Genomic DNA, 13,676 nt, shown 5'->3' with positions numbered 1-13,676 from the left:
AGACATTAGGGTCCGGACAGGCGATGTCCTTGATCTGGCGCAAATCGTTTCCACCATCCGACCAGACCAAAGTCGTAGTCCCGCCCGCCTCGATCCGGCTGATCGCAGCGTGGCGCAAGTAACGGGCAGGATTGCCCCGAATAGGTTGGCGGGATTCACCATGAATCGGGGTGGACCGGGCAGATGACTTGCTGTCGGTCGGTGCTTCAGCCAGATTTGAGCCCATCCGGCAAAGGTGACCGGATGCCGTTCGATCCCACCCCATGCGGCCCCACGCCCCGGAAACGATCATGCCGACCAGACGCAGCCTCCTCTCCGGCATCAGCGGCCTCATTGCAACCGGGAGCCTTTCCGCGGTGTACGGCCCACTGGCCGCCGCGCAGTCGCTCAGTCATGTCGAGCTGCGCGGCGGGTTCGATGCGGCGGATGCCGGGATCATGCCGGGCGCCGACGATGACCAGAGCCGCAAGCTGCAGGCGCTTCTCGATGCCGCAGCCAGGGCCGGGCAGCCGGTCTTCCTGCCGGCGGGGACCTATGAAGTGTCCAATCTCGATCTGCCGGAGGGCACCCGTCTGTCCGGCGTGCCCGGCGCGACGCGGCTTTTCTATCGCGGTGACGGCCATCTGGTGGCTGCCCGAGACGTGCGCCATGTCAGCCTGTCCGGCATCACCTTCGACGGTGCCAACCGCTGGCTCGCCGACTATACCGAAGGGCTCATCGCCTTTCGCGGCGTGGAGGAGGTGCTGATCGACAATTGCGCCATCGCCGGCAGCCGCAAATACGGCGTGCAGCTGGAACGCTGCGGCGGGCGCATCGCGACAAGCCGGATCACCGGGGCGGCAAAGGCGGCGATCTGGTCGGTGGAGGGGCGCGCCATGACCATCCGCGACAACGAGATCAGCGACTGCGGCAATGGCGGCATTCTGGTGCATCGCTGGACCAAGGGCGCCGACAACGCCATCGTCACCGGCAATCGCATCGCGAGGATCGCCGCCACCGACGGAGGAACCGGCCAGCACGGCAATGGCATCAACCTGTTTCGCGCCGATAGCGTGGTGATCGAAGGCAACCATGTCTCCGACTGCGCCTTTTCCGCCATCCGGGCGAATTCGGCGTCCAATGTCATCATCAGCGGCAACCAGGCTTTGCGCTCGGGCGAAACGGCGATCTATGCCGAGTTCTCGTTCGAGGGCGCGCTGGTTGCCGGCAATCTGGTCGATGGCGCCGCCAACGGCATTTCGGTGGTCAATTTTGACCAGGGCGGCCGGCTGGCCACCGTCAGCGGCAATATCGTCCGCAACGTCACCGCTGAGGGTCCGTATGTGCATGACGGCGCGGGGTTCGGTTATGGCATCGCGGTGGAAGCGGAGACAACGGTGACCGGCAATGTCGTCGAGACTGCCGCCAAGGCCGGGCTGATGCTCGGATGGGGACCATATCTGCGCAATGTCATCGTCTCCGACAACATCATCCGCAAGGCACCGGTCGGCATCATGATCAGCGTCGTCGAGGGAACCGGCAGCGTCGTGGTCAGCCACAACCTGGTGGCCGAAACGCCGACGGGCGCGATCCTCGGCTATCGATGGGCCGACAAGGCCACGCAGGAGCTGGTCGAAGGTTCACAGGCGTCTGACACGCTTGTCGTTGAAGGCAACCGGCGCGGCTGAAACCTGCGTCTATCAGGATCGCCGATGAACATGGCCAAGGCAAGCCCTGCGCTGACTGCACGGCTCAATTCCCGGCAATTTCATCAAGTGTTAGCGATAGTGTTTAAATTCCAATCACTAATATTAGCGTCAACGCAAAATCGTAATCCCTGTTTAAGCGTTGCGATGCTTTAGTTGCCGGACACCTCGTTCCAGTGAAGTCGAAGATGCTGCCGCTCCAGCTACAGAATACCATTCTCGAGATGATCGCCACGGGCGTTCCGGTATCGGAGACCGTGGATTTTCTCTGTCGGGAAGCGGAAAAGACGGCGCCCGACATCATCTGCTCGGTGCTGCTGCTGGACGACGACGACCGGGTGCACCATCTCGCCGGACCATCCCTGCCGAAGGCCTATGCCGCCGCGATCGACGGCGTTCAGATCGGACCCGGCATCGGATCGTGCGGCACCGCGGCCTATACCGGCAAGCCGGTGCTGGTCGACGACATCGAGACCCATCCCTACTGGCAGGACTTCAAGCAGCTTGCCCTCGTGCATGGCATGCTGGCCTGCTGGTCGACGCCGATGCAGGTGTCGGGCGAGGTCGTCGGCACCTTCGCTTTCTACTACACGACCCGGCGCGGGCCATCGCCGCTCGAGCGGGAACTGGTCGATGCCTGCGTGCATCTGTGCGCCATCGCCATCGAGCGCGACCGGCGCATTGCCGAACGGCGGCGGCTGGCCGAGACGGACGCGCTGACGCAATTGCCGAACCGGGCGCGGTTCAACGATGTGATCCAGAACCAGGCCGAGAGCGGGCGTCGCTGGGGGCTGCTGCTCACCGATGTCGACAATCTCAAGATGGTCAACGACACATTCGGCCATCAGGCCGGCGACGACCTGATCAGCACCGTGGCCGAACGGCTGGCGAAACGGGCCGAACCGGGCATGACATTCCGGCTGGGCGGGGACGAATTCGCCATCATCATCCCCTGCCTTTCCGAGCAGGATCCGGGCACGCTCGCGGCCGACCTGCTTGCTGCGGCCAAGGAACCCTGCGAGTGCGGCGGGCATATGCTCTATCCGTCGATCACCATCGGCGGCGCGCGGGCGGACGAAGGCGAGAACCCCGCCTCCGTGCGCCAGAATGCCGACTATGCGCTCTATCATGCCAAGGAACGCAGCCGCGGCCGTTACATCGAATATGTACCTGGCCTGGGCACCGCCATAGTCAAGCGTTTCCGCGCCATTCACGACGTCGGCGAAGCGCTGCGCGACGACCGCATCGAGGCCTATTACCAGCCACTGGTCGAGCTTTCGACCGGGCGGCTCAACGGGTTTGAGGCGCTGTGCCGGATGCGCACGGCGAGTGGCGAGGTGATCGCTGCCGGCCATTTCCAGGAAGCGCTCAAGGATGCGCATGTCGCCATCGACCTGACCGACAGGATGCTGGAGAAAATTGCCGTCGATTGCCGTCGCTGGATGGATGCCGGGCTGAGTTTCAACCGCGTCGGCATCAACCTGACGGCCGCCGACTTCTATCGCGGCGGGCTTACCGCACGGATCGGCAAGGTGTTCGAGCGGGTCGACGTGCCGCTGCACAAGATTGTCGCCGAGGTGACGGAATCGGTCTATCTCGGACAGCGCGACCAGATCGTCGCCGACGAGATCCGCGCCATGCGCGCAGCCGGACTGATGGTGGCGCTCGATGACTTCGGCACAGGCTTTGCCTCGCTCACGCATCTGCTGACCGTGCCGGTCGATATCATCAAGATCGACAAATGTTTCGTCCAGAGGATGGTTCTGGATCGGGCCGGCGGCGTGATCATCAAAGGCCTGCTCGACATCGCCCACGGGCTGGACATCCTCGTCGTCGCCGAGGGCATCGAGGACGTGGAACAGGCCGCCAGACTGACCGCCATGGGCTGCAGAAGCGGCCAGGGCTATCTCTATGCCAAGGCGCTCGAGCCGGACGCCACGCTGAGATTGCTGCGCGACGGCCGGGGCTACATCACCGCGGACCACGCGCTGCTGGCCGAGACCGCCGTCGCCTGCTGAGGGCGACTGCTGGGGCCGGCGATTGTCGTCTGACATGCGAATGCAAGTCTGGTGCCGGTCTGCGCAAGCAGCGGATCACCCCTCCCCGGACCTTCGGCCCTCCCCTTCAACGGGAGGGTGGCCAATCTTCTGTGCCATCAGCGAATTTCATCGCTGGATCACTGCAACACGGCTTTTCTCCGCGGCGGCCAGCGGCTAGCGTCGCCATCCGCAACCAGGAGATATCCATGCTGAAGATCTACGGTGTTTACAAATCGCGCGCGACGCGCATCCTCTGGCTGGCCGAGGAGCTGGGGCTTTCCTTCGAGCTTGTTCCAGTGCTGCAGGCCTACAAGCTTGCCGACCCGATGGCGCCGGATGCGCGGCTCAACACCCGTTCGCCGGATTTCCTCAAGGTCAACCCGATGGGCAGCATTCCGACGATCGACGACGACGGCCTGATCCTGAACGAATCACTGGCGCAGACGCTTTATCTGGCCAAGAAGCATGGCGGGCCGCTGGCGCCGAAGGACATCGCCGAAGAGGCGCTGATGCAGCAATGGACGCTGTTTGGCGCGACCTCGATCGAGACGGACGCGCTGAAGATTTCCCAGTGCAACAATGAAGGACGGCTTTCGACGGAGGCCGGCCAGTCCGAGGCCAAGGTCGTGGCGCGCATGCTGGCGCGGCCGTTCGGCGTGCTGGAAAAACACTTCGCCGAACACGACTATGCCGTCGGCGACCGCTTCACCGTGGCCGATATCAACCTCGGCGAAATCGTGCGCTATGCGCAGCCCTACCAGCCCCTGTTCGACGCACATCCGAAGACCGGCGCTTGGCTGAAACGCATCCAGGATCGCCCCGGCTTCAAGGCGATGTGGCAGAAGCGGCTGGCGGAGGTGGAGTGAGGGGAGCTGCCCCAACAAGGGGGCAGTGACGAATCAAGACGGATCGGCCGGCTTCTTCGGCCGTCCACCCTAGGCGCCATCACCCCGCCCCGGACCTCTGGTCCACCCTCCCCCTCAAGGGGAGGGTGGACGTCACGTCATGCCACGCCCGGCACGTCCTCCAAGCGGTACCAGACCGGAATGCCGCGCTCGGTGGCGATGCGGACATCGTTGTCGGCGCCCTTGGATGCGCCGGGCAGGCGCAGGACGCCTTCGCAAAGCTGAAGAAGACGGTGAGCGACGGGGTGAAAAATCTCCTCGTAGAGGTCGTCACCGACCTCCCTGCCGCCGGCGGCATGCCAGACCGGCAGCGCTACCCATTCACCGATCATCGGCACATGGCCCGCCTTGAACAGAGCATGGGACGGCGCCTCGAGCACCTGCAGGTTGGCTGCCATCTTCACCGGATCATCGCCGGTGCCCGAGCGATAGGGGCCAGCTATCAAAATCAACATAAGTCATCTCCTATTTGTCCCGCCTCATGCGGTAATGTGCACATTTCCGCATGATTCTGCTGGATTGTCGAATCATTTTTGCTATTATCGTGCAATATCGTGAACAAGCAGGCGAAATCATGCTCACCGAACAGAGACGGCAGATGATCCTCGACATCCTGAAGCGGGAGGGACGCGCGCTGGCGGGCGAACTCGCGCGCGACTGGAAGGTTTCGGAAGACACGATCCGGCGCGACATGCGCGAGATGGCGGCGGAAGGGCTGTTGAAGCGCGTGCATGGCGGGGCTTTGCCGGCAGCGCCGGCGCTGCCGGATTTCAGCGCCCGGCAGAGCATGGCGACCGAGGAGAAGCAGCGGCTGGCATCGGCCGCCGTCCGGCTGCTGTCACCCGGCCAGATGGTCTTTCTCGACGGGGGCACGACGACAGCGGAGATTGCCCGGCAGATCCCGCAGGCGATGGCGCTGACCATCGTCACCCATGCGCCGACGTTAGCTGCCGAATTCGAGCATCACCCCGCCATCGAGGTGATCCTGATCGGCGGACGGCTGTACAAACATTCGATGGTTGCCGTGGGCGCCGCGGCGATTGCCGCGATCGACCGCTTGCGGCCGGACGTCTTCTTTCTCGGCGTCACCGCCGCCCATCCGGTCGAGGGGCTGACAACCGGTGACTTCGAGGAAGCGGCGATCAAGCGAAGGATCCTCGAGCGCAGCGCCGCCACCTATGTGCCACTGACGGCTGACAAACTGGGCGCGGTGTCGCCGTGCCTGGTGGCGAAAGTGCCTGAGGTCACGGGCCTGATCGTTGCGACGGGGAATGAGCCTGACAGGCTTGCCGACTATCGGGAAGCGGGTGTCGAGATTGTGGTGGCTTAGAGGTTCATGGAAATGCCCCCTCATCTGCGAAATCTGAGGTTTAGCCTGCGGCTAAGCCCTCGATTTCGCTTCTTCTCCCTCAAGGGGAGAAGAAAGATGCGGCTGGCGCGGCGTCCTGCCTGTCCCCGGGAGGGAGAGGATAGAAAATCACGATCTTAGCGTCAGCTAAATCGTGGATTTTCTTGGTGAGGGGGAGGTCTGCGCGCCCTTTCTGCTCAGCCAAACAGCGCATCGGTCACGCGCACCGTGCCGACCTCGATGCCGTTCCAGTTCTTCATCGTGTGATTGGCCATCGCCATCAGTGCCTGCCGCTCGGCGCTGTCCCTGTCGAAGTTCAGGGCGAGAAACGCCGCAATCATGGTTTCGGCGGCGCGGGTGGTGCCATCCTCGCATTTGACCGCAAAAGACAGGCCCTTTTCCGGCAGGATGGCGACGAACACGCCTTCGGCACCGGTCTTGGCAAAGATCCGGCCTGGGGCGACCTGCATCAGGCGGGTGCAGAAGCGTTTGCTGCCAGCGACATAGAAGGGTTCGGCCATGCAGGCATCGATCAGGCGTCGTGCCGCGCGGGCGCGGATCGGCTCCAGGCCCTTACCCGTGGCCATCCTGGCAAACCCATGGGCGAGGCCCTTGAGCGGGATGGCGTAGGCCGGGATCGAACAGCCGTCGGTGCCGCAATTGTCCGCGCCGAGCACCGCGCCAGTCAGGCTTTGCATGATGGCACGGATCTGCTGCTGCAGCGGATGGTCATAGCCGGAATAGCCGGCGGGATCGTCGCCCGCATGGCAGCAGGCGCAGACGAATCCGGCATGTTTGCCGGAGCAGTTGTTGTGCAAGGCGGTCGGCCTGTCGAGGCTGCGGGCCTGGTTGATCAGGGTTGCCTGGTCGAACGACCAGTGGGCGCCGCATTCGAGCGCCTGAAGGTCGCGGCCGGCAGCCTTCAGCATCGCGGCGGCCGTGGCGACATGCTCCGGTTCGCCGGAATGCGACGAACAGGCGAGCGCCAGCTCGCGGTTGCCGAAGCCATAGGCATCAGCAGCGCCCGTCTCGATCAATGGCAAGGCCTGCATCGCCTTGCAGGCGGAACGGGGAAAGGTGGCGGCATCGACATCACCGGCGGAAAAGACGATGCGCCCGTCGCCATCGACAACCACGGCCATGCCGCGATGGCGGCTCTCGACGAGTTGACCGCGCGTGACTTCGACCGTGATCGGATTGTTCATGTCCTGCCTCAAAATTCCCGGATTGTTTCCGGCTCATAGCGCAAACCGAGGATCGATGCACGAGGTCAAGATTTGAAAATCATCATCCGCCTTATGGCTGTGCTTTTGCTGGTCTTCGTGCTGCCGACGCTGGTTTCTGCCGGATTGTGGGCGACGGCGGATAGACCGGGGCGGTGGAACGAGGCGAACTGGGGTTCGGCCGGCATCCTGCCCGGGGCAGACGCTTCGCCCGAAGCCTCGATCCATGTCTTCTCGGCCATGACCGGCGGGTTGAAGGGTGCCGTCGCCAGCCATGCCTGGATCGTGACCAAGGAAAGAGACGGCGCCTATCAGCGTTATGACAAGGTCGGCTGGGGCACGCCGATCCGTCGCAACCACCGTGCGCCGGACGGCTTCTGGTATTCCAATCCGCCAAGGCTGGTTGTCGAGATCAAGGGGGCGGAGGCAGAGCGGCTGATCCCGAAGATCGAGGCGGCGCGATCAGGAGCTATCCGCATGGCGAGCCGGGTGGCTACCGGATCTATCCGGGACCGAATTCGAACACGTTCGTCGCCCATGTGCTGCGCAATGTCCCGGAACTCGGCGCCGTGCTGCCGCCGGATGCAGTGGGACGCGACTATCTGGACAATGGCGGTTTTGTTGCGCTGGACGGGGATGGTCGCGACCTGCATGTAAGTCTTGCCGGACTTGCCGGCGTTTCGCTGGGCGCGCGCAGCGGCATCGAGGTCAATTTCCTCGGGCTGGTGGCGGGCCTGGATTTCAATCGCCCTGCCCTCAAGGTTCCCGGCTTCGGTTATGTCGGCTGGTGAGCGAATTCGGCGAATATCCGGAATCAAAAAGAGCCGCACAAGGCGGCTCTCCATGAGTTTTGGTCATAAAGCTGGACCCGGACGCTGACAGGCAGCGACCAAAGGAAGGTGGTGTCAGGCCGAGGGCTGCCCCGTCAAAACCATCACCTTGCCAAAGCCCCAAACGCAGACCGAAATCTCATTAGACATTGGATCACCTTCCTTTCGTTACGTTGTCGATGACTAAAAGGTAGGTGCAACGCAGCACTTCTGCAAGCCACGTTATATGACAGGCGCCGGAGATTCTTTATTGGACTTTTGTCCTCGAAAGAACGATCATTCGCGCGCTGGAGAACACCGCCCCGCCATGAGGCGCCGCCGTTTCCGCCAGTTCCCACCGCAAAATCAGCCCAGCGTCAGCACGATCTTGCCGATATGGCTGGAGCTTTCCATCAGGCGGTGCGCTTCGACCACCTCCTCGATCGGCAGCACGCGATGGATGACGGGGGCGACGTCGCCGGCTTCGAGCAACTGCCAGACCTCAACCTGCAATTCATCGCGGATGGCGCGCTTTTCCTCCGCCGTGCGCGGACGCATGGTCGATCCGGTCACCGTCAGTCGCTTGACCATGATCGGTGACAGGTTGACCTTGTCGGCCACGGCACCTCCGAGGAAGGCGATGATCGACAGGCAACCATCCTTGGCGAGAACCTGCAGGTTCCTGTCGAAATAGGCGGCCCCGATCATGTCGAGCACAACATCGACACCTTTGCCGGCAGTCTCTTCCTTGACCAGTTCGACGAAATCCTCGGTCTTGTAGTTGATCGCCCGGGCCGCGCCGAGATCCATGCAGGCCGCGCATTTTTCCGCCGATCCCGCCGTCGTGTAGACGGTTGCGCCAAAGGCGCGCGCAAGCTGGATGGCGGTGGTGCCGATGCCCGAAGACCCACCGTGGATCAGCACCGTTTCGCCTTCGGTCAGTCCCGCCATCTGGAAGAGATTGGCCCAGACGGTGAAGAAGGTTTCCGGCAGGGCCGCCGCCTTGATCGCGTCATAACCATCCGGCCAGGACAGGGCCTGGGTTGCCGGCACCGCGCAGAATTCGGCGTAGCCGCCGCCATTGGCCAATGCGCAGACCTTGTCGCCAATGGCAAAGCCGGAAACGCCCTCGCCAAGCTCGACCACCTCGCCGGCAACCTCGAGGCCGAGGATCGGGCTTGCATCCTTCGGGGCCGGATAGGTTCCCTGGCGCTGGGCGACATCGGGCCTGTTGACCCCGGCTGCCGCGACACGGATCAGGATCTCGCCGGCGCGCGGTCGGGGAACGGGCCCGGTCGCCAGCCGCATGACCTCGGCTTGACCGTGGGTGGGCAGATCGACATAGCGCATGGTGGCGGGAAGAGACATCGGTAGGCTCCCTGGATTTGAATGCTCACCGGCATAGAGCAGCGCAATTGCGATGAAAAGGAGGCTCTTTGCCACGCGCGACAAATGGCGCCGGGCAAGCGGTACGACATCTCACCGGCCGACGCCCGCTCTGTTTCGGAAAGGCTCCGCCCTACAACTCGCGATACCCGATCCGCGAAGCGCCACGCATGGCAGAGGGGGGCGCAGATCCGATGGTTAGCATACTCGGATATGCCGATAACAGTGCGATAAATCAAAGGGATGAACACCAATCACAGTTTCGTGAGCGCGACGTCGGCGCCGTTTCTTGGCATGCTTCGTTAACCGATCGATAACCATAAGCAGGTTGTATCAAACAATAAGACTTCGCCCATGACGGGCTCCAAAAATCAATCGCTTGAGATTTTCATGGCCAGTATTCACACGAATTTGGGCGCTATAAACGCGCTCCAGACATTGCGTTCTATTGCCTCCGATCTGGAAACAGCCCAAGGGCAAGCCTCTTCGGGACTGCGCGTCGCCGTCGCCGCCGACAATGCGGCCTATTGGTCGATCGCCACCACGATGCGCTCCGACAATATGGCGATCTCGGCGGTCAGCGATGCACTGGGCCTTGGCGCCGCCACGGTGGATACCGCCTATACGGGCACGGAGGCGATCGTCGATATCCTCGGCGAATACAAGGCCAAGCTGGTCGCCGCGAAGGAACAGGGCGTGGACAGGGCGAAGATCCAGGAGGAGCTTGACCAGTTCAATGCCCAGGCGGAAAGCGTGGTTGCCTCGTCCGGCTTCAGTGGCGAGAACTGGCTGCAGACGACTGCGGTCACGCATATCAGCGAAACCGCTCAGCTCAACACATCGCTGGTCTCCTCGTTCACGCGCGATGCCAACAACAATGTGCAGGTGCAGACGATCAGTGTCGACCTCAAGCAGACCAGCATGCTGAACACCGGTGGCGGCGGCATCCTGCAAAAGCAGTTGCACAGCGTCGGCGACATCGGCGGCTTCCGCGACACCGGCGTCAACTCCGTCGCCCATGAGGGCCATGAGAGCTATGCGTTCACGGGCAGCAGCACGTTTACGGCGACCGACTACATCAATTTCACCCTGACCGTCGATGCAGGCGCCTATTCGGCCGGCAACGACTATGCGCTGACGATCGACAAAACGGTGGTCGACGCGGCACTGGGGACGACCGACGGCAAGATCAACACGGCAGTGCAGTTGCGCGCCGTACTGGAACGCCTGTTCCAGGACAATGGCGTGCCCGCCACGGCCTATGAGAGCATGTTCACCAGCGTATCGTCCACGACCCAGTTCGAGATCGGCTCGCTGGAGACATCCGGCCATGACGGCTCAAGTATCGCGATTTCGGCCGTGACCTCGGATTTCGGCGGCGTCTATCCGGCGAATTTCGCCATGGGACTCGAAAACCCGCCCGCCAACAAGCACGACAACATGTATCCCGAGGCATCGATCTCCTTCACGACGCCTTTTACCGTCTCGGCGCTGGCGGAGGTCTATTTCGACGTCGAGTTCGGCTCAGGGGGACGCCAGACCTATACGATCGACCGCGGCGTGGTCGATACGGCACTCGGCACCAGCGACGGTTATATCGGCTCCGCCGCCGATCTTGCAGCCGTGATCACGCAGGCGTCTGCCGGCAGCGCCCTGAGCGCGACGGCGAGCGGCAACAGCATTACCTTCGCGGCCGATCAGACAGTCTATCCCGAGGCCGGCAATCGCGCAGCCCGAGTCTATGTCGGCAATGTCCAGTCCAACCCGCCCTATGCGCCGGATTTCGACCTCGCAGAGGTGGATATTACCCAGAACCTGCGCACCATCGACCAATATATCAAGGGCGTCGACCACATGGAGAAGCTTGCCATCTCCAGCGCGAGCAAGCTCGGCTCATTCCAGACACGCATCGACATGCAGGCCGAGTTCGCCGAAAAACTCTCCGATTCGATCGACACGGGTGTGGGGCGCTTGGTCGATGCGGACCTGAACGAGGTCTCGACCCGGCTGAAGGCACTTCAGACGCGGGAACAGCTGGGCATCCAGTCCCTGCAGATCGCCAACAGCAGCGCCGAAACCATATTACAGCTGTTCAGGCAGTGATTGGCGGCCATAGGTCGACGCGGATCCGCGCGTCGATCAGCCGGCGCCGAACGTGCCCAGGACCAGACCGGCATCGCTGTCCTTGGCGGATTTCTTCAGGTCGGCGATTTCGGCGCTGATGCGGCTGACGTCGTCGATCACCCGCCCTCTTGGCAATTCCAGCACGCCGATCGAGCAGCGCATCAGCGCGAAATCGCGTTCCTGGCCGTGCCGGTCCACGCCTTTGATACGGCCGGCCGAACGGTCATTTTCGCTGTAGAGCTCGATGACATCGTCATGGAAGTCGGACAGCAGCCGGTCGAGGATTTCGGTCAGTTCCTCGCGGCTCCAATCGCTGACGCCGATGAAGAAATCATCGCCGCCGACATGGCCGAGGAAATCGCCGTCGGAGAAAAAATAGCGGCGCAGCAGTGCCGCAAACAGGCTGATCGCGTGGTCGCCGAGATGAAAGCCGTAGTGATCGTTGAACGGCTTGAAATTGTCGAAATCGCAGTAGCAGAAATAGCGCGTCTCATCGCCGTCGAGCGCGATGTCGCGCATGTAGTCGCGGATGGCGCGGTTGCCCGGCAGGCCGGTCAACGGATTCTGGTCCTGCGCCGTCTTCAGGCGCTTCTCGTTCATCACGCGGATCAGGGATGCGGCCGAGACGACCCCGGCGTAACGCATGTTCTCGGTCAGGATGACGCAGTCGGAGCCTTCCATATTGGCGAAGATGGTCATCAGCCGTTCGGCATCGGCATCCAGCCCGACGATCGGGGCGCGATCGACGAAATGCGAGATCGAGCGTTCATAGACCTTGTTCTTCAGCAGGTCGCGGCCGAAGGGCTGGTAGATATATTCCTTCAGGTGGATCTCGTTGATAATGCCGCGCGGCTCGCCATTGGCGTTGAGCACGGGAAAGAAGCTCTGGCCCGGATTGCGGCGGAAGAGATCGAAGACATGCTCGATGTTCTCGTGCTCGTAGACGGTCGGCATCAGCTCGATCTGCTTGCGGATCAGCACTTCGTCGAGCGACTGGGTGCTGCGGCGGACCTTGCCGACTTCCTGCAGATGCGGGAAGGCGCTTTTTAGTTCGGTGATCATCGTGGTCGGTCGGGCGATGAACCAGCCCTGGACGAGATCGACGCCGAATTCACGGCAGGCGATGAATTCCGCTTCCGTCTCGATGCCCTCGGCGATGACGCGCACGCCGAGAACGTGGCAGAAATTGACGATGTTCTTGACCAGATGGCGCTTGCGCGGATTGCTGTCGAGGCCGGCGATGAAATGACGGTCGATCTTGACGTAGTCGACAGGGAAATCACAGAGCAGTTTCATCTCGCCATGGCCGACACCGAAATCGTCGATGGCCAGCTTGAAGCCGGAGCGACGCAGCCGCGCGATCAGGCCGGCGAATTCCGGCACCTGGGTATTGTCGAAACGCTCGGACAGTTCGAAGCAGACGGAGGATGGCGGGATATTGGCCTTGCGCAACTGGTCGAGCAGCGTATCGACCAGGGCATTGCCGTCGCGGATCAGCCGGACATCGAGATTGAGGAACAGCGTGGCGGCAGAACAATCCGGCAGGGTCGCGAACTTGGCGAGCGCGCGGCTCGACACCATCTGCTCCAGCGCCAGCAGCTCGCCACTCTCATAGGCCTGGTCGAGCAGATCGAGCGGCGACTGGAAACCGATGCGATCATGGCCGCGCATCAGGCTTTCATAGCCGAAGACAGCACCAGTTCCGACTTCGACGATCGGCTGCAGCGCGTTTTCGACCACCAGCTTGGCCAGGGTAAGCAGCTGGTCATTGGCGAAGCGACGCAATACGCCACCATCCTCAACAACGCCCAGAACCATGACTTTCTCCAGTATGCATTTGTTTTTATGGAACGAAACTTGGCCTGCAATTCCTCAAGAAAACCTTTCCCGGATGTGACAGCCATATGAACATTTGATGACGGCCCTACCAGCGCGCGAGACGGGCAAGCACTGCGGCACCTGCGCCGCGAGGTGCTTGCCGTCTTGATAGCCCGGCGCAGAAGCACTTTTGCCATTTCGCCCACATTGCCGGCCCTTGCCCGTGGCGAACCACCGGTTGCGCCCCACCCCGCGCCAGTGTCTGGATTTACCGTAAACAGACCGTCGACAGGCTGGCTAAGTCTGTCGCGATCATCGCGAGGGCACCGAAGTTTTTTA

Annotated in this window: 9 protein-coding genes and 1 pseudogene; 6 read left to right on the top strand and 4 right to left on the bottom strand. The window is 62.4% G+C overall.

Annotated elements, in window-relative coordinates:
- Positions 1–290: 290 nt before the first annotated feature.
- The 3 genes from IM739_RS08280 (at position 291) to IM739_RS08270 (ending at position 4,590) form a co-directional block, all read left to right on the top strand.
- Complete coding sequence (locus IM739_RS08280; RefSeq protein WP_237370698.1) at positions 291–1,667, top strand: TIGR03808 family TAT-translocated repetitive protein; 1,377 nt, start codon at positions 291–293, stop codon at positions 1,665–1,667.
- A gap of 209 nt (positions 1,668–1,876) precedes the next feature.
- A complete protein-coding gene (locus IM739_RS08275; protein ID WP_442981126.1) occupies positions 1,877–3,703 on the top strand; it encodes a bifunctional diguanylate cyclase/phosphodiesterase in 1,827 nt (608 codons plus the stop codon).
- Positions 3,704–3,930: 227 nt separating this feature from the next.
- Positions 3,931–4,590: a glutathione S-transferase family protein gene (locus tag IM739_RS08270; protein ID WP_237370696.1), complete on the top strand. Its 660-nt coding sequence runs from the start codon at positions 3,931–3,933 to the stop codon at positions 4,588–4,590.
- A gap of 137 nt (positions 4,591–4,727) precedes the next feature.
- On the opposite strand, the gene IM739_RS08265 is transcribed toward IM739_RS08270, so the two are convergent.
- Complete coding sequence (locus tag IM739_RS08265; RefSeq protein ID WP_237370695.1) at positions 4,728–5,084, bottom strand: DUF4406 domain-containing protein; 357 nt, start codon at positions 5,082–5,084, stop codon at positions 4,728–4,730.
- A gap of 119 nt (positions 5,085–5,203) precedes the next feature.
- On the opposite strand from IM739_RS08265, the gene IM739_RS08260 reads away from it, so the two are divergent.
- On the top strand, positions 5,204–5,959 hold the full coding sequence (locus IM739_RS08260; protein ID WP_237370694.1) for a DeoR/GlpR family DNA-binding transcription regulator: 756 nt from the start codon (positions 5,204–5,206) through the stop codon (positions 5,957–5,959).
- A 215-nt stretch (positions 5,960–6,174) separates the two neighbouring features.
- Here IM739_RS08260 and IM739_RS08255 read toward each other — a convergent pair whose 3' ends face one another.
- Positions 6,175–7,182, bottom strand: a complete 1,008-nt coding sequence (locus IM739_RS08255) for an asparaginase (protein ID WP_237370693.1) — start codon at positions 7,180–7,182, stop codon at positions 6,175–6,177.
- A gap of 72 nt (positions 7,183–7,254) precedes the next feature.
- Between IM739_RS08255 and IM739_RS08250 the strand changes: the two are divergent.
- A pseudogene (locus tag IM739_RS08250) lies at positions 7,255–7,991 on the top strand (DUF3750 domain-containing protein).
- Positions 7,992–8,375: 384 nt separating this feature from the next.
- Here the strand turns inward: IM739_RS08250 and IM739_RS08245 are convergent.
- Positions 8,376–9,377, bottom strand: a complete 1,002-nt coding sequence (locus tag IM739_RS08245; RefSeq protein ID WP_237370692.1) for an NAD(P)H-quinone oxidoreductase — start codon at positions 9,375–9,377, stop codon at positions 8,376–8,378.
- 408 nt (positions 9,378–9,785) lie between these two features.
- Here IM739_RS08245 and IM739_RS24040 point away from each other — a divergent pair, with 408 nt between their 5' ends.
- The gene (locus IM739_RS24040; RefSeq protein ID WP_272911336.1) at positions 9,786–11,498 is read left to right on the top strand and encodes a flagellin N-terminal helical domain-containing protein; all 1,713 of its coding nucleotides are present in this window, start codon (positions 9,786–9,788) and stop codon (positions 11,496–11,498) included.
- A 36-nt stretch (positions 11,499–11,534) separates the two neighbouring features.
- Here IM739_RS24040 and IM739_RS08230 read toward each other — a convergent pair whose 3' ends face one another.
- Positions 11,535–13,337 carry a bifunctional diguanylate cyclase/phosphodiesterase gene (locus IM739_RS08230; RefSeq protein WP_237370691.1) on the bottom strand — a complete coding sequence of 601 codons (1,803 nt, stop codon included), beginning with the start codon at positions 13,335–13,337 and terminating at the stop codon, positions 11,535–11,537.
- Positions 13,338–13,676 lie beyond the last annotated feature (339 nt).

Origin of the sequence: Rhizobium sp. SL42 (genome assembly GCF_021729845.1) — a bacterium.
Lineage (GTDB): Bacteria > Pseudomonadota > Alphaproteobacteria > Rhizobiales > Rhizobiaceae > Allorhizobium.
Note: the sequence above shows the minus strand (reverse complement) of the source record. Positions and strands in the feature narration are given on the sequence as shown.

Excerpts from the sequence above, each read along its gene's own strand:
- IM739_RS08280 (WP_237370698.1), top strand. The coding sequence starts at position 291 with ATGCCGACCAGACGCAGCCTCCTCTCCGGCATCAGCGGCCTCATTGCA.
- IM739_RS08270 (WP_237370696.1), top strand. The coding sequence starts at position 3,931 with ATGCTGAAGATCTACGGTGTTTACAAATCGCGCGCGACGCGCATCCTC.
- IM739_RS08265 (WP_237370695.1), bottom strand. The coding sequence starts at position 5,084 with ATGTTGATTTTGATAGCTGGCCCCTATCGCTCGGGCACCGGCGATGAT.
- IM739_RS08260 (WP_237370694.1), top strand. The coding sequence starts at position 5,204 with ATGCTCACCGAACAGAGACGGCAGATGATCCTCGACATCCTGAAGCGG.
- IM739_RS08255 (WP_237370693.1), bottom strand. The coding sequence starts at position 7,182 with ATGAACAATCCGATCACGGTCGAAGTCACGCGCGGTCAACTCGTCGAG.
- IM739_RS08245 (WP_237370692.1), bottom strand. The coding sequence starts at position 9,377 with ATGTCTCTTCCCGCCACCATGCGCTATGTCGATCTGCCCACCCACGGT.
- IM739_RS24040 (WP_272911336.1), top strand. The coding sequence starts at position 9,786 with ATGGCCAGTATTCACACGAATTTGGGCGCTATAAACGCGCTCCAGACA.
- IM739_RS08230 (WP_237370691.1), bottom strand. The coding sequence starts at position 13,337 with ATGGTTCTGGGCGTTGTTGAGGATGGTGGCGTATTGCGTCGCTTCGCC.